17 protein-coding genes and 1 tRNA gene are annotated in these 15,306 nt (G+C 69.0%); 4 read left to right on the forward strand and 14 right to left on the reverse strand.

What is annotated here, in order from left to right:
• Positions 1–56: 56 nt before the first annotated feature.
• Both ACZ6YG_RS31060 and ACZ6YG_RS31065 read left to right on the forward strand, forming a co-directional pair.
• Positions 57–686 carry a TetR/AcrR family transcriptional regulator gene (locus ACZ6YG_RS31060; RefSeq protein WP_271275161.1) on the forward strand — a complete coding sequence of 210 codons (630 nt, stop codon included), beginning with the start codon at positions 57–59 and terminating at the stop codon, positions 684–686.
• Entirely contained in the window at positions 641–2,074 is a 1,434-nt protein-coding gene (locus ACZ6YG_RS31065; RefSeq protein ID WP_466019962.1) for an MFS transporter, read from the forward strand. The genes ACZ6YG_RS31060 and ACZ6YG_RS31065 overlap by 46 nt, the downstream gene beginning before the upstream one ends.
• Here the strand turns inward: ACZ6YG_RS31065 and ACZ6YG_RS31070 are convergent.
• Positions 2,069–3,046, reverse strand: coding sequence for an NAD-dependent epimerase/dehydratase family protein (locus tag ACZ6YG_RS31070; protein ID WP_466019963.1), 978 nt, complete (start codon positions 3,044–3,046; stop codon positions 2,069–2,071). The two genes, ACZ6YG_RS31065 and ACZ6YG_RS31070, sit on opposite strands and share 6 nt — an antisense overlap.
• A 202-nt stretch (positions 3,047–3,248) precedes the next feature.
• Positions 3,249–5,036: a bifunctional metallophosphatase/5'-nucleotidase gene (locus ACZ6YG_RS31075; protein WP_466019964.1), complete on the reverse strand. Its 1,788-nt coding sequence runs from the start codon at positions 5,034–5,036 to the stop codon at positions 3,249–3,251.
• A 108-nt stretch (positions 5,037–5,144) separates the two neighbouring features.
• On the opposite strand from ACZ6YG_RS31075, the gene mshD reads away from it, so the two are divergent.
• Entirely contained in the window at positions 5,145–6,107 is a 963-nt protein-coding gene (gene mshD / locus ACZ6YG_RS31080; RefSeq protein ID WP_261809058.1) for a mycothiol synthase, read from the forward strand.
• On the opposite strand, the gene ACZ6YG_RS31085 is transcribed toward mshD, so the two are convergent.
• The 3 genes from ACZ6YG_RS31085 to dcd form a co-directional block, all read right to left on the reverse strand.
• The gene (locus ACZ6YG_RS31085; protein ID WP_148036593.1) at positions 6,040–7,044 is read right to left on the reverse strand and encodes an inorganic phosphate transporter; all 1,005 of its coding nucleotides are present in this window, start codon (positions 7,042–7,044) and stop codon (positions 6,040–6,042) included. The two genes, mshD and ACZ6YG_RS31085, sit on opposite strands and share 68 nt — an antisense overlap.
• Before the next feature lie 5 nt (positions 7,045–7,049).
• Positions 7,050–7,667 (reverse strand): DUF47 domain-containing protein, encoded by a 618-nt coding sequence (locus ACZ6YG_RS31090; RefSeq protein ID WP_148036594.1) that lies wholly within the window; start codon positions 7,665–7,667, stop codon positions 7,050–7,052.
• A 158-nt stretch (positions 7,668–7,825) separates the two neighbouring features.
• Positions 7,826–8,401 carry a dCTP deaminase gene (gene dcd / locus ACZ6YG_RS31095; protein WP_148037269.1) on the reverse strand — a complete coding sequence of 192 codons (576 nt, stop codon included), beginning with the start codon at positions 8,399–8,401 and terminating at the stop codon, positions 7,826–7,828.
• A 103-nt stretch (positions 8,402–8,504) separates the two neighbouring features.
• On the opposite strand from dcd, the gene ACZ6YG_RS31100 reads away from it, so the two are divergent.
• A tRNA-Gly gene (locus ACZ6YG_RS31100) sits at positions 8,505–8,575 on the forward strand.
• Positions 8,576–8,680: 105 nt separating this feature from the next.
• Here ACZ6YG_RS31100 and ACZ6YG_RS31105 read toward each other — a convergent pair.
• From ACZ6YG_RS31105 to ACZ6YG_RS31145, 9 genes are all read right to left on the reverse strand, one after another.
• Positions 8,681–10,012, reverse strand: a complete 1,332-nt coding sequence (locus ACZ6YG_RS31105) for a tyrosine-type recombinase/integrase (protein WP_466019965.1) — start codon at positions 10,010–10,012, stop codon at positions 8,681–8,683.
• Complete coding sequence (locus tag ACZ6YG_RS31110) at positions 10,012–10,218, reverse strand: helix-turn-helix domain-containing protein (protein WP_466019966.1); 207 nt, start codon at positions 10,216–10,218, stop codon at positions 10,012–10,014. The genes ACZ6YG_RS31105 and ACZ6YG_RS31110 overlap by 1 nt, the downstream gene beginning before the upstream one ends.
• Positions 10,219–10,231: 13 nt before the next feature.
• The gene (locus ACZ6YG_RS31115) at positions 10,232–11,824 is read right to left on the reverse strand and encodes a replication initiator (protein ID WP_466019967.1); all 1,593 of its coding nucleotides are present in this window, start codon (positions 11,822–11,824) and stop codon (positions 10,232–10,234) included.
• Positions 11,821–11,973: a hypothetical protein gene (locus ACZ6YG_RS31120; protein WP_466019968.1), complete on the reverse strand. Its 153-nt coding sequence runs from the start codon at positions 11,971–11,973 to the stop codon at positions 11,821–11,823. The genes ACZ6YG_RS31115 and ACZ6YG_RS31120 overlap by 4 nt, the downstream gene beginning before the upstream one ends.
• On the reverse strand, positions 11,966–12,166 hold the full coding sequence (locus tag ACZ6YG_RS31125; protein WP_466019969.1) for a hypothetical protein: 201 nt from the start codon (positions 12,164–12,166) through the stop codon (positions 11,966–11,968). The genes ACZ6YG_RS31120 and ACZ6YG_RS31125 overlap by 8 nt, the downstream gene beginning before the upstream one ends.
• On the reverse strand, positions 12,163–13,581 hold the full coding sequence (locus ACZ6YG_RS31130) for an FtsK/SpoIIIE domain-containing protein (protein ID WP_466019970.1): 1,419 nt from the start codon (positions 13,579–13,581) through the stop codon (positions 12,163–12,165). The genes ACZ6YG_RS31125 and ACZ6YG_RS31130 overlap by 4 nt, the downstream gene beginning before the upstream one ends.
• A gap of 89 nt (positions 13,582–13,670) precedes the next feature.
• A complete protein-coding gene (locus tag ACZ6YG_RS31135; RefSeq protein ID WP_466019971.1) occupies positions 13,671–13,982 on the reverse strand; it encodes a hypothetical protein in 312 nt (103 codons plus the stop codon).
• Positions 13,979–14,392: a plasmid replication, integration and excision activator gene (locus tag ACZ6YG_RS31140; protein ID WP_466019972.1), complete on the reverse strand. Its 414-nt coding sequence runs from the start codon at positions 14,390–14,392 to the stop codon at positions 13,979–13,981. Before ACZ6YG_RS31140 ends, ACZ6YG_RS31135 begins: the two co-directional genes overlap by 4 nt.
• 124 nt (positions 14,393–14,516) lie before the next feature.
• On the reverse strand, positions 14,517–15,233 hold the full coding sequence (locus ACZ6YG_RS31145) for a GntR family transcriptional regulator (RefSeq protein WP_466019973.1): 717 nt from the start codon (positions 15,231–15,233) through the stop codon (positions 14,517–14,519).
• Positions 15,234–15,306 lie beyond the last annotated feature (73 nt).

The raw sequence follows: 15,306 nt of genomic DNA on the forward strand, positions 1-15,306 counted from the left end.
ACACCGTGACTAGAGTCCGCTCTAGCGAATCGAGGCACCAGAGTACGCTCAGGCTCGTGGACCGCGTCAAGAGCCGGCGGGCGGAGCAGCGCAGAACCACCCGGCGCCGGATCGTCGAGGAGGCGTTGCGGCTCTTCGTCGGCCAGGGCTACGCCGCGACGACGCTGGAGCAGATCGCCGACCGCGCCGGGGTGGCCGTCCAGACGGTCTACTTCCACTTCGGCAACAAGCGCGGCGTCCTCGCCGAGGGCCTCGACGTGCTGACGGCCGGCGACGACGAGCCGGTGCCGCTGATCGAGCGGCCGTGGGCCCTCCAGGCCACGGGAGAGCCCGACCCCGCCGGGTCGCTGCGGATCTGGGTGGGCAACGCCCGGGTGATCTTCGAACGCGTGGCGCCGCTGATGCGCGTCCTGCGCGACGCCGCCGGCGCCGACCCCGAGATGGCCGTCACCTGGGAGACCAACCAGCGTCAGCGCCACGCCGACCACCTGGCGCTCGCCCGCCACCTGGCGGAGATCGGCGGCCTGAGGGATGGCATGTCGTCGGAAAGGGCAGGAGATCTGGTCTACGCGCTGGTGAGCCCGGAGACGTACCAGCTGCTGACCGAACAGCGGCGCTGGTCGCCGGCCGAGTGGGAGTCGTGGGTGTACGAGACGCTCTCCCGCTCGCTGCTCCGGGGCTGCTGACCGAACCGGGGGAGCACGTGGCGGACACCCGCAAGCACGCGCTGGCCGTCTGCCTGACGGCCGCGTTCATGGCCGGGCTCGACGTGAGCATCGTCAACGTCGCCCTGCCCTCGATCCGGGAGGGCCTGCACGCGTCGGAGGCGGGCCTGCAATGGATCCTGTCCGGTTACGCCCTTACTTTCGGCCTGCTCCTGGTGCCGGCGGGCCGGCTGGGTGACGCGCGCAGCCGGCGGACGGTCTTCATGTGGGGGGTGGCGCTGTTCACGCTCGCCAGCGCGGCGTGCGGGTTCGCCCCCACCATGCCGGTGCTGATCGTGTCCCGGCTGCTGCAGGGCCTGGCCGCCGGGATGATCAACCCGCAGGTGTCGGGGCTCATCCAGCAGATGTTCCGGGGCGCGGAGCGGGGCCGGGCGTTCGGCGCGCTCGGCGCCACCATCGGCGTCTCGACCGCGGCGGGGCCGCTCATCGGCGGTGCCCTGGTCTCCGCCTTCGGCGCCGACCAGGGCTGGCGGCTGGTGTTCCTGGTGAACGTGCCTATCGGGCTGGTCCTGGTGCCGCTGGCGCGCCGGCTGCTGCCGCCGCCGGAGCGGACCGGGCGCCGGGAGAGCATGGATCCCGTCGGGGTGCTGCTGCTCGGGGTGGCCGTGACCGTGCTGCTGCTGCCGTTCATCCAGCAGCACCAGTGGCCGGGCGCGGCCAAGTGGCTGCTGGTCCCGGCGTCGCTGGCCCTGCTGGCGGCCTTCGTCGCCTGGGAGCGGCGCTACCGCGGGGAGCCGCTGGTGGACCTGTCGCTGTTCAGGCTGCGCTCCTACGGTCTCGGTACGGCGATCGCGCTGCTGTACTTCGCCGGGTTCACCGGCATCTTCTTCATCTTCACCCTCTACCTGCAGGCGGGCCTGCACTACAGCCCGCTGCTCGCCGGTCTGGCGATCACCCCGTTCGCGGTCGGCTCGGCCGGGGCGGCGGTGGTCGGCGGCCGGCTGGTGAACCGCGCGGGCCGCCGCGTGGTCGTCGCCGGGCTGGTCACGGTGGTCGCCGGACTGCTGGCGACCATGGCCGCCACCCTGCTCGTGCCCGGCCCGCACGTGGCGCTGGCGACCGCGCTGCCGCTGCTCGTCGCGGGCGTCGGCAGCGGCCTGACCATCGCGCCCAACCAGGCGGTCACGTTGTCGCAGGTGCCGCCGGCGGGCGGCGGCAGCGCGGCGGGCGTGCTGCAGACCGGTCAGCGGCTCGGCTCGGCCATCGGCATCGCGGCCGCCGGCTCGGTCTTCTTCGGCCTGCTCGGCCAGGGCTGGCCGGTCGCCTTCAGGCACGGCCTCATGGTCGTCGTGCTGTTCGTCTGCGCGGGGCTCGCCGCGGCGCTCTACGACCTGCTGCGCCGGTCATGAGAGCAGTGTGGCCTCCACGTCCGGGTCGAGGCCGACGGCGGGCATGTCGGGCCGCACGGGCGCCCGCCCGCCGATGCTCCTGAGCCAGGCCCAGGTGTCGGCCACGGTCTCCTCGACCGGCCGGCACCGCAGGCCCGCAGCCACCGCCCTGGACACGTCGCCGCCGTGCACGAACGCGTGGCCCTCGCCGGTCAGCCAGATGGGCAGGTCGGTCCACGGCTGCACCCCGGCCGCCAGGATCGCCTCCTCGCTCGTCCAGCGCAGCTCCGCGTCCGACCCGGTGACCCGCACACAGGTCTCCAGCAGCTCCCGCATGGTGACGAACCCCGGCGGGCTCACCACGTTGAAGGCGCCGCCGACCCCGTCGAGCGCGGCTTCGAGGCACCACCTGGCCAGGTCGCGGGCGTCCACGCACTGCAGGCCGAGGCCGGCGGGCTCGGGCGCGAGCACCGGTCCGCCCCGCGCGATCCTGGACAACCACCACGGCAGCCGCCCGATGTTCTCGTGCGGGCCGATGATCAGCCCGGCGCGGGCGAGCAGCGCCCGGTCGCCGAACGCCGCGGTCGCGGCGAGCTCGCCGCCCGCCTTCATCTCCGCGTATCCGCCCTCGCCGCCGTCGGGCGACCCCTCGACGACCGGCGCGCTCTCGTCGGCTCCGTACGGGACGGGCGGGGCGTAGACGGACCGGCTGGACACGTACACGTAGTGACCGGCCCGGCCGGCGAGCAGCGAGGCGGCGTCGCGCACCACGGACGGCGCCCACGACCAGGTGTCGGCGACCACGTCCCACTCGCCGCCGGCCAGCGCGTCGAGCCCGTCGGGCCGCGTGCGGTCGCCGCGCAGCGAGGTCACCCCGGCGGGTGGTTCGTGCGTGCCCCGGTTGAGCACGGTCACGTCGTGGCCGAGGGCCAGCGCCTCCGTCGCGAAGGCCCGGCCGACGAAGTCGGTCCCGCCCAGTACCAGAAGTCTCATCCGCTCACTGTGCCGCCGGAGTCCGGCCGCACGTAACCCCGCCAAGCCGACAGCGGAATCGCTCAGAGCGGAACTCGATGATTAGACCCGTCGCCGCCGGGCAGAGGCGGCTCGGAGGTTGTCGCATCAAGGGACGAGGGCCCGCTTCCCGTGGGTTTCAGGGGCGTCAGTGACGGGAAGCGGGCTCTTTCACGTCCGGGTGTCAGCCGGTCACGGTGATCCGGTTCGTGGCCGGAGGCGCGATCGGGTTGTTCTGGCCCAGGTAGTCGACGAAGGCGTCGATGTCGAGCGGGCCGCTCCACAGGTCGGTGCCCTCGGTGAACACCGGGAAGGCGTCACCGCCGCCCACCAGGAAGTTGTTCGCCGCCACCCGGATGGTCTGGGCGTCGGTCACCGGCTGGCCGTCGATCATGATGTTCGAGACCTTGCCGCCCCACGGCGCGCTCTGGCTGTAGGTGTAGGTCAGGTTCGCCGACGGCTGCAGGATCCGGTTGAACGGCTGGTTGTTCGGGCCGCCGGTGAACTGCTGCTCCAGCAGCGTCTTCAGCTGCGCCCCGGTCAGCGTCACCACCTGCATCAGGTTGTTGAAGGGCTGGACCGTGAACGCCTCGCCGTACGTGACGACCCCGTCGCCCTCACCGGCCGGCGAGCCCGCGTAGCTCAGCGACGCGCGCACGCCGCCCGGGTTCATGAACGCGATCTGCGCGTTGCCGCCGGTCCTGGTGGCCGCCAGCTGGGCGTCGGCGATCAGGTTGCCGAGCGGCGACTCTCCGGACGCGACCGCGACGTTCGGGATGTCCGCGGTGATCGTGCCGACGGGCCGGTTGGCCACCCCGGACACGCGGTCCTTCCACGTCTGCACGAACGCGGTGATCTCCGGGTCCGGGGCGACCGTGCGGGTCACGACGTGGTTGTCGGCCACGGTGGAGGCCCGGTCGACGTCGCGGGTGCGGGTGTCGACCTGGAGGTCCACCTGGGTGATGACGCGGCCGAACGAGCCGCCCTGCGAGAACAGCCGGTCACGGCCCCGCGGGTCCTTGACCGTGCACAGGTACGCCTGGTGCGAGTGGCCGCTGAGCACGAGGTCGATCTCGGCGTCGACCTGGGTGGCGATCCGGTTGCCCGCGCCGGGGACGGCGCTGCACGCGTCGGGCGACTGGCTCGGCGTCACCTGGTCGCCCTCGTGCACGAGCACGACCTGGGCCTTCACGCCCACCAGCGTGAGCAGCTTGGACGCCACGTTCGCGGCCTTGACCTCGTCCACGAACTTGATGTTCTTGATGCCCTCGGAGGTGACGATCGTCGGCGTGGTCTGCGTGACCAGGCCGATGAAGCCGATCGGCACCCCGTTCATCCACTTGACGCTGACCGGGGGAAGCGCGGGCACGCCCCAGTCGGCCATCAGCTTCTTGATCTGCGGGCTGTTGCCGAGCGCCGAGAGCGCGTCGGTGCGCTCGTGCCGGTTCTTGAAGAGCACGTTCGCGCCCACGTAGTCGAAGGCGGCGCCCTTCCACCTGCCGGCGGGGGAGCAGCCGTCCACCGGGTGGCAGCCGCCCTTCATGATCCGCCGCAGCTCGTCGTAGCCCTCGTCGAACTCGTGGTTGCCGACCGCGGCCACCTTGAGCCCGAGCTTGCCCATCAGCTCGACCGTCGGCTCGTCGTGGTAGGCGGCCGAGATGAGCGGGGTGGCGCCGATGAGGTCGCCCTGCGCCACCGCGATCGTGTTCCTGTCGGCCAGCGCCTTCATGTGCGTGGCGACGTACGCGGCGCCGCCCGCGTCGACGGTGTTGCCGTGCTCGTCGACCATCCGGCCGGAGGACCCGGTCGGAGGTTCCAGGTGGCCGTGGAAGTCGTTCAGTGCGAGCAGCCGGACGGGGACCGTACGCGGCTTGTGAGTTTTACTCGCGTCTGCCGGGAGACCGGCGAGCAGGAGTCCGCCTGAGGCGACCGCTCCGGCCAGCGCCAGCCGGAGGAAGGAACGGGACGTCATGGCCCATGACGTTACGGCGACAATCCGTGCAGCCAATGTCGCAAAGGTAACGATTCATCGGGGCCCCGGCTGGCGGTATTTGCCAGTTGTACGCCTAGAGTTCGAGCTGTGAGTACGCACGTGAGGATCAGAGAACGGCTGGACGACCAAGAAATCGCCGATGTCTTGAGTGTCGTGGAAGCGGCCACGGAAGCCGACCGCGTCCGCCCGCTCAACGAGCACGTGATGCTGCATCTGCGCTACGGCGGCGACCCCCGCGCCCGCTCGCTGCTGCTCTACGCGGACGAGCTCGTCGGATACGCCCACGTCGACCCCACCGACGAGGTGGAGGGCCCCAGCGGCGAGCTGGTCGTCCACCCCGCGCACCGGGGCCGCGGCCACGGCAAGGAGCTGCTGCGCGCCGTGCTCGACCTGACCGGCGGCAGGCTGCGGCTGTGGGCGCACGGCGGCCACCCCGGCGCGGAGGCGCTGGCCGCGTCGCTGGGCTTCGTGCGCGCCCGGTCGCTGTGGCAGATGCGCCGCTCCCTGTACGCCCCGATCGCCGACGCCACCGTGCCCGAAGGCGTCACGGTCCGCACGTTCGTGCCCGGCCGGGACGAGGAGGCGTGGCTCAAGGTGAACGCCGCCTCCTTCGCCCAGCACCCCGAGCAGGGCGCCTGGGAGCTCGACGACCTGCTGCGACGCGAGCGCGAGCCGTGGTTCGACCCCGAGGGGTTCTTCCTCGCCTTCCGCGGCGACCGGCTCGTCGGCTTCCACTGGACGAAGATCCACGGCTCCGACGAGCACGGCCACGAGCCGCTCGGCGAGGTCTACGTGGTCGGCGTGGACCCGTCCCAGCAGGGCACCGGCCTGGGCCGGTCACTCACCCTGACCGGCCTGGCCCACCTGCGCTCGCGCGGCCTCGCCCAGGCCATGCTCTACGTGGACGAGACCAACACGGCGGCCATCCGCCTGTACGAGTCGCTCGGGTTCGCCCGCTGGGACGTCGACGTCATGTACGCCGCTACTCCACCGCCCAGTGAAGCGCGAAGTACGACAGCGCCGCGACCAGAGCCGCAGCCGGGATCGTAAGGACCCAGGCGGTCACGATGTTGCCCGCCACCCCCCACCGCACGGCCGACAGCCGCTTGGTCGAGCCCACGCCCATGATCGCCGAGGTGATCGTGTGCGTGGTCGAGATCGGCGCCCCGAACCCGATCGCGGCACCGTACAGGACCGTGGACGCCGCCGCCTCGGCGGCGAAACCCTGCGGCGGGTCGAGCGCGATGATGCGCCGGCCCAGCGTGCGCATGATGCGCCAGCCGCCCGCGTACGTGCCCAGCGAGATCGCCGCGGCGGCGGCCAGGATGACCCACTGGGGGATGTCGTCGGTCGGCGCCACGTAGCCGCCGACCACCAGCGACAGGAAGATGACGCCCATGGTCTTCTGCGCGTCCTGCAATCCGTGGCCGAGCGCCATCGCCGCGGCCGAGACCGTCTGCGCGTAGCGGAACCCGCGGTTCGCCTTGCCGGGTTGCGCGTTGCGGAAGATCCAGTAGATTGCGATCATGATCGACGCCGCGAGCGTGAAACCCACGAGCGGCGACAGGATCATGGGGATGACGACCTTCTCCACCACGCCGTCCCAGTGGACCACGCTGGCGGACGCGAGCGCCGAGCCGATCAGGCCGCCGATGAGCGCGTGACTGGAGGAGGAAGGAAGACCGAAATACCAGGTGATCATGTTCCAGGTGATGGCGCCGATCAGGCCCGCCGCCACGATCACCAGGCCGTGAGAGCCCTGAGGTGCGTCAATGATCCCTTTGCCGACCGTCTGGGCGACCTGCGTTCCCAGATGGGCGCCGATGAAGTTCATCGCCGCGGCCATGAACAGCGCCGCCCTGGGGGTCAGCGCGCGGGTGGAGACGGACGTGGCAATGGCGTTCGCCGCGTCGTGGAAGCCATTGGTGTAGTCGAAGATCAGCGCGATCACGACCACGCCGATGACTAGGGCGAGCGTGAGGTCCACCGGCCCTAGCTTTCCTTGACCGCGATGGATTCGACGGTGTTGGCGACGTGCTCGAAGGCATCGGCCGCCTCTTCGAGGGCGTCGATGACCTCCTTCATCTTCATGACCGTGAGCGCGTCGTACTCACCGCCGAACAGCTTGGCCAGCAGCCGGCGGTAGATCTGGTCGCCCTGGTTCTCCAGGCGGTTGACCTCGATCCAGTACTCGTTGAGGTTCTTCATCGACCGCAGTCGGGGCATCGCCTCCGCCGTGAGCTCCGCCGCCCGCTCCAGCACCTCGACCTGACGGACCACGTCTTTGGGGAGATGGTCGATCTGGTAGAGCACGATGAGGTCGGACGCCGCTTCCATGGCGTCCATCACATCGTCGAGGTTGGAAGCGAGACGGTAGATGTCCTCGCGGTCGAACGGAGTGATGAAACTCTCGTTGAGCCGGTTCATGATCGCATGGGTGCGTTCGTCGCCGGCGTGCTCGCAGGCCCGCATCTTCTCGGCCAGGGACTCCCGATCCGATCCGTCGCTGATGATCTCTACGAGCAAGCGTGATGCGGTGACCAGGTTGTTCGCCGAGTCGGCGAACAGGTCATAGTAGCTGTCCTCACGTGGCGTGAGCCGCAGGCGCACGTCGTTCTCCAGATGTGCGGGGATGGTCCGTGGAAAGGGTAAGGCTTACCAGGTGAAATGCGAACTTCATGTCCCCTTCTCCTAGGCGCTACCCTCCGTATGCTGTACGACACCGGGGCAAGAGTACTTCCAACGCCCCATAGCCGCGCAGCCGGGTACTACACCTCTGTGCGGTGAAAGCTCTGGAACGACCGCGACGGCGTCGGCCCGCGCTGCCCTTGGTAGCGCGACCCGTACCTCTCCGACCCGTACGGGAACTCCGCCGGCGAACTCAACCGGAACACACACAACTGCCCGATCTTCATCCCCGGCCACAATTTGATCGGCAACGTGGCCACATTGGACAGCTCAAGCGTGACGTGACCGGTGAACCCCGGATCGATGAACCCGGCCGTCGAGTGCGTCAGCAACCCGAGCCGCCCCAGCGAACTCTTGCCCTCCAGCCTGGAAGCCAGATCGTCGGGCAACGTGATCACTTCGTATGTCGAGGCGAGCACGAACTCGCCCGGATGCAGGATGAACGGCTCGTCCCCGTCAGGCTCGACCAGCCGCGTCAGATCCGGCTGCTCCATCGAGGGATCGATGTGCGGATACCTGTGGTTCTCAAACACCCGGAAAAAGCGGTCAAGCCGGACGTCGATGCTGGACGGCTGGACCATGTCCCGGTGGAACGGGCTCAGCGCCAGGCGGCCGGCGTCGATCTCGGCAAGGATGTCGCGATCAGATAGCAGCACGATGAGCAACCTACCCGGTGTGTCCTGGCGAAGTCAGACGGCTCTGCTTGGTCAAGTGGGTCGGCTTTCCGCTAGAGTGTTGGTCGCGGCTTCGGGCCGCGACGCGGGTGTAGTTCAATGGCAGAACATCAGCTTCCCAAGCTGACAGCGCGGGTTCGATTCCCGTCACCCGCTCTCGATGTGAAAGCCCAGGTCGACCGAGGGATTCGGGACCTGGGCTTTGATCTTGTTCGGGCTTGTTCGATCTTTTCGGGCCATTAACGGGCCATTAGCTCTTGATCACCCTGCCGGAACCAGCGCGTCCGTCCCGCCCTCGTCGCCGTCTTCGTCGCGGGTGCCGAGTTGCCGGTCGATGGCGTCCGTGATCATTTCGTCGGCTCCTCTGACTGCGTGCTGGTAGATCATGGCCGCTCGGACGTTGTCATGTCCCATACGCGCCATGAGGTCCTTGAGGCCCGCGCCGGACTCGGCGGCCAACATGTTTCCGGTGTGTCGCAGGTCGTGAAAGTGGAGCCCCGGCAAGCCCAGTTCCTTGACCACGTCGACCCAGCGCGTACGGCTGTTGAAGCCGCTCCGGCGAAGCGGCCCGCCCTTGGCTCCCGGGAACATGAGCGCGCCCGGCTCGTCCTGGACGTAGGTGTCCATGTGCTCTTTGAGGATGGGGATGATGCTCCGCGGAATGCCGACTGTCCGCCGGCCTGCCTTGGACTTCGGCGGACCCAGCACCAGCCCGCCCGTTGAGCGCTCGACGAAGGCGACGCGGACGCGGACAGTTCGCCCGGTGAGATCGACATCCATTCGGTGTAGCGCGCTGACTTCACCCCATCGCAGGCTCGCGAACGTGGCCAGGAGCACCATCGCGCGGAACCGCCGATCTTGGGTGGAGTCGGCCTTACCCTCCATGGCCATCTTCCAGAGCGAGCGTTCCGCCTCTGCTCGTGTGATGAAGATCTCCGGATGGGTCCGCATCTCGCCGTGCCGTTGAAAGCGCAGGCGGTACGCCCCGTCTTTGACCTTGCGGACGTTGCCGATCGGTCGCACGCCCACCCGGTCGGCCAACTCGAACACTTGGGAGACGGTCAGTACGGGGCGCTCTTGCGCGTGCTCGTCGCCGGCCCCACGGATCCGGCACGGGTTGTGCGGGATGATGCGGTCGTCTTCGGCGGCGGTCATGAGCACGGCACGCAGCAGGCGGTACGCCTTGGCGGCCATGCTCACTGACACACCGTTACCGAGCAGATCAGCCCGCCACTGCCGAACGGTCGAGGTGCTGATCTTGGCTATCTGGACGTTGCCGAGGTAGGGCGTGATGTGCTTCTTGAGCAGCCAGCGGTAGAGATCGACCGTCCGAGGGCGTAGGCCAGGGCGCTGAGCGATCCAGGTCTCGGCGTAGTCCTTTAGCTTGATCTTGCCGCGTTCGGGATCGGTCCACTCGCCCTTGATGATCTGCGCTTCGATGAGCGACAGCGCCCGTTCCGCGTCGGACTTGCGTTCGTAGGTCTCGGTGCCGGAGCGCATCCGCCCGTCAGGACCCGGATAGCGAATCTGGTACCGCCCGGACTCCCTCTTGCGGATGCTGCCGAACCGGCGGTGGTTGTCCTTGTTTGCCATCAGGCGGCCCTCCCGGTTGCGTCGAAGGTCGTCAGAGGCGCGACGGTGCCCGCCGTGACGAAGGCGATCAGCGCGGACTCGCGGATACGGACGTGCCGCCCGACCTTCACGAACTCGATCCGGCGCTCGGCGATCAGTCGGCGTACGAAGCGAACCGAGGTGTGGAGCAGCTCGGCTGCTTCCGGAACGGTGAACAGTTGGTCCAAGGTCTTCCTCCCTTCAGGCCGCTTCGGGATTTGCCGAAAGGCTCTGTTGTTCGAGTTGGGCCATGTGGGCACGCCATCGTTGGCGTTCGGCCACGCTGCGCAGGAGACGGACGGCCAGCGGGGGCACGTTCGCATCCCCGGCCGGGACGGGCCGCCAGACATAGCGGTGTGGGTCGATCGGTTCGCCGGGCTGGCCGAGGGCTTCCAGGACCCACGTACGGCGGTCCTGCTTGTGCTCGGCGAGGGTCTTGTTGGACCACTTGCGGGAAACCAGGACGCGGCGCCCGGCGTAGCCGAGGTGTTCGGGCTTGTGCGCCTTGCTCCGACAGCGGCCCGGCGTCATACCGGCCTTGGCTCCCTTGGGCTGGATGCCGTAGCGCAGCCAGTTGGCGCAGGTCGGCGAGCAGGGCTCGTAACGCAGGGCATCGACGAACCGGGCGGCGTGCTGCTGCTGGGCCTGGCCGCCGTCGAGGGATTGGCCGAGGCTCTTGGTCAGGTATTTCGACAGGTAGCGGATGCACTGGTCGGCGTCCGGCGTTCCGGCGAGCACACCCTTGACGTCCACCTGGTCGCCGAAGCGGATCACGTGCAGCGGCTCGGCGTGCTCGTCGGCGTCGATCTGGTCGAGTGCTTCATCCCAGGTGGGCAGGACTTCGCCGGTGTCGGGGTCGAGGTAGCCGGCCTCTTGCTCCCAGACCGGCAGGCGCTCACCGTCGAAGACGACCGTGTCGGTCTGTGGCCACCACACCTGGTGATAGGTGGCCGCCGCGATCTGCTTGATCTCCGCACGCGGGAGGGTGCCCCGGATCGCCATGTGCAGGTGCGGAGCCAGTCGCTTCTGAGGCTCCACGGCCGCGAAGTACTGCACGTCATAACCAGCCACTCGGCGAAGGTTCTGCACGAACCGATCGACCAGTTTGGAGAAGTGCAGCGCGTCCCGAGCCGCCCGCGCGTAGTCGTAGGAGTCGGGATCGACCGGGACGCCGTCGCGGACCTTGCCGTAGCTCGGCAGGGTAAGCGTGACGAACAGCGACGGCCGATAGACCTTGCCGTCCGAGCCGGTGAATGTCCGCCCGAGCGTCGTGTTGGCCATCTTCCGCCGGGGCAGGTCCGGCGCGTCCTGTCGCCGCCGAGTGGATCGGGTGCGCTTGGCCGTGGTCCGGCCGAGGACATGGCCACGCATCCCCGCGGTGTTGATCTCGTCATCCAGGCCGGCGAGAACCGCGTCCAGGTCGGTGGTGTCTTCCCCGGACTGCTCGGCGGCGTCCCGACGGGCTTGCATGTCGGCGCGGAACTCGACCAGCCAACGTTGTTCGTCGTTCGGCTCGTCCGGCGTGATGACCGGTTCCTGGTCGAGGTGCCAGCCCTCACGGCATTGAGCCATACGAAGCTGCCGGTTGCGCTTGGCGCACGGCGGGCAGACGGCCTCCAGTGTGGCTCCGCACGGCACGTCAATGATCTCGCTCTGCCCGGTGGTGGTGTCGAGCCGCTTGAGCGCGACCGGGCGGATGCACACGCCGTGCTGCTTGGCGACCTCCAGGGCGACATCACGTGCCCACGGCATCCGCAGCCGCTCAGCGCGGGGGAGGGCACGATCGTAGGTCATGCTTCCTCCCTGGTATCGACGGCGATGAGTGCGCCCTGGCCGCATTCGCGGCATTCGACGGTGCCGGGAACCAGGTCGAGCCAGAGCGTGTTGTCAGCCAGGCAGGACGAGCAGCGCAGCCCTTCCAGCAGGTAGGCCAGGTCACGCATCGCCGCTCACCTCCGTCTCGGTCAGCTCGGCGCACAGCCGGTGCCTACCGTCGTAGGGGTGGGTGAGCATGTGGGCGTGGTGCAGCTCGAAGACCCGCATGCGCGGTAGGTGGCTGGTGGTCAGCAGGACCATCAGCGGGCGGCCCGCCACCAGGTCGAGTTCGTCGGCGGTGCCGTGGAAGCAGACCCTCATGCGGCCCTCCCGAAGGCGTCGGCCATGGCGCGGATGTCGGAGTCGGAGACGTAGGCGGCGCGGACGCGGATCGGCTCAGGCGAGGTTTCCAGCCGGACGTATCCGACTCCCGCCCCCAGCTCCGGGACGGGTGAGATGTGATCGGCCAGCGCGCCCCGGTCCCGTGCGCCGTCCCCGAGGACCATGTCCACCTGCTCGGACTCGTCCAGCCGCAGGGCGATCTTGTCCGGGAACAGGTTGCGGATGTTCATGACCTCCTTGCGCGGGTCCTGGAGCGCGGCCAGGACGCCGACGCCGACCGCGCGCCCTTGGGTGGTGAGCGTCGCGAGGGCGGCGGAGATGCGTTGCCGGAGCTGGCGATCGGTCTGGTACGCGGTCAGGAACGCCACCTCGTCGACGACCACCAGGACGAACGGGTCCTCGACGGTGGGTGTGTGGGAGCGCTGGAGCCCGGCGAACCGCGCGGCCCGCTTCTGCATGACGACGACGACCTCGTCCAGCAGGTCGGCGCACTCTTCCGGCGTAGCGGCGTACCGGGAGCCGAACAGCGCGCGGCCGTAGGACAGCTCCATGAGCTTGGGATCCAGCGCCCACAGCTCCACCAGGCCCTCAGCCGCAGCGGGGAGAAGCCCGCGGATCGCAGACCACAGGATCGAGCCCTTGCCGGCCCCGGTCGCGCCCGCGACCAGGACATGGGTGCCGTGGACCTTGAGCCGCCACGGTTGCCCGTCTTCCTGCTTGCCCACCTCGATCGCATCGACGGTGGCCACGTCAGGCAGCGGGAGCGCAGGCATCGGGACCGCCAGCGGGTCATGACGCGGAAACGTCAGGGTGAGCCGCCCGGCCTTGGACAGCGCGACCCGGCACGAGGTGGCGCCGAAGCCCTGGGCGAGGTGGTCGAGGCGATCGGCCCAGTCCTTGACCGCCTGTCCCTTGAGCATGCGCACGGTGACCAGGTCGGCCCACGGGGTGCAGGTGACCTTGCCGAGGCGGGGCAGATAGTCCCGTCCCCGAAGGTGACGCCCAAGGCCGGAGACGATCATCACCGGTTGCCAGTGCCGCCGGTAGATCCAGACCAGCCGCCACCAAGCTTGCAGCCGACGCCCGACCAGCCGGACGAACGAGCCCCGGTCCGTCAGCGCCCAGGCAGACAGCCCGACCGGGACGGGTGCGGTCAGCAGAAACGCGGTCTGCCAGCCGTACAGGATCGTGAGCACGCCGGGAGCGACCACGGCGAGCATGGCGACGGGATGCCGCCAGGTCATCCGGACCAGCCCGGCCAGGCTGCGTTCGATCAGGATGATCAGCGTGAGGATGGCGGGCGTGGTGACGACGGCCGGGCGGAAGACGACGGCCGTGTCCGGTGTGGTGGTGACGAGGTCGCGTGCCTGGTCACCGGGTAGGCGCTTGAACATAAGCTGGACACCTCCTCATTGATGTGGAAGTCAGGGGAGAAAGATCGGGGGCCGCCGGAAGTTGGCGCTTCTGGCGGCCCCGCCTTGCATCAGCCCGCCGCACTCTCGGCGGGAGCGGCCGACTGCTCGGTGTGCAGGCGCTCGCAGTCAGCCAGGTAGCGAGCGGCAGCAGCGAAGATCTCGCGGGCGGTGGACACATCGGCGTCGGAGACTGACCCGGCTGCGGTGGTGGAGATGTGCACGTTCGCGTCGCGAGAGCAGATCTCCAGGTACGGCCTCACGTTGTTGAACAGCAGCCCGGCGCTGACCCGCAGGCCCGGCGTGTGGAACGCGACGGACAGACGAGGCGCGGAGTCCGGCTGCATCGTCAGCGTGACGTAGGTGTACGGGCCGGAGCTCACGCCGCCGCCTCCTTACCGGCGGGCGCCTGCTGCTTGGGCCGGGCGGGCTTCATCCCGGTGGCCCGGTAGGAGTAGGCCAGCCGCCCGGCCTGGTTGACGTACGGCGTGACGGTCATGCCGGTGAACTCGACCGGAGCGATCGGCAGACCGGCCAGCGAGGGAGGCGGAACGGGTTCGACCTCGGACAGGATCTTGACCGCGATCGTCTTCTGGCCCGCCTTCAGGGTCGGCTCACCGTCCATGACAGGGACCTGCCAGATCGGCTCACCGGTCGTCTTGTCCCGGGCGTAAACGGTCTTGCCGCCGGTCGAGGCTTCGAAGTTCTTGACCTGCTCGACCTGGCCGACGAGGAAGCAGCCGTGCGGGAACGCCTGCTCGAAGCTGATCGGGATGGGGCCTTGGATGGCCATGGGTGGTCCTCCTTTCATCGGGGGACGGCTCTTCGTTCGCTCGTCCACTTGTCCGCATGAGTTGAAGAGTAAGTGATCGCCACTCGTCCGCACAAGTGGACAGGCGGTAAGGGGCGGGTAAGAGTTAGCTCACCTTGAAGACATCTTCGAGTTCGTGCAGGCTCCCGGGCAGGGCCAGGCTGACCGCCATCAGCACGTTGCCGGCCGGATCGTGCACGGTGGCCAGCACGCCGAGGACGGGGTTGGACGACCCCAGCAGCTCGGCTTCCTCCGGGGTTGGCATGCGCGCGCTGACGCGTTCGGTGATGTGGTCGAAGCGCAGGTGCTTGACGGCCTGGAGGTGCTGGCGGACGCCGCGCCGCAAGGGCTCGGGCTTGTCCAGGTCGGTGCCGATCGCGTGTTCCAGTGGCACCCAGATCTGTTCCACGGCTGAAATCACGTCCGCCTGACGCGCTACCCGCTTGCGCGCGATCACCGGAGTCCCTTCGGCGACGCCCAGCAGCCGTGCGACATGACGGGGAGCGGGGACTCGCCCGGCCTCCAGCACGGCATCGGCATTCTCGCCCTGCTCGGCACTGGTCAAGCTCGGGCGTACGCGATCAACCGCGCTCTCGGGACGCCCTTTCACGAACGACCCCCGGCCATGTTCACGCTCAATCCAGCCCTGCATAGCTAGGGTCTGGAGAGCACGCACCACGGTGGTCCGGCCGACGCCGAGTTCGCGCACAAGCTGAGTCTCGGACGGCAGCATGTCACCGGGGGAGTACTCACCCGATTCGATCCGCTCTTGGATCGCCCGCATGACCTGCACATATTTGGGTGGAGCGAAATCCATACCCATCTCAACCGCCCATTCACTCTTCCACTCGTGCGCATAAGCACAGTACCGGCTGAGACAACGGCTGTCAGTGGCC

The sequence above is a fragment of the Nonomuraea sp. NPDC054003 genome, from assembly GCF_055585125.1.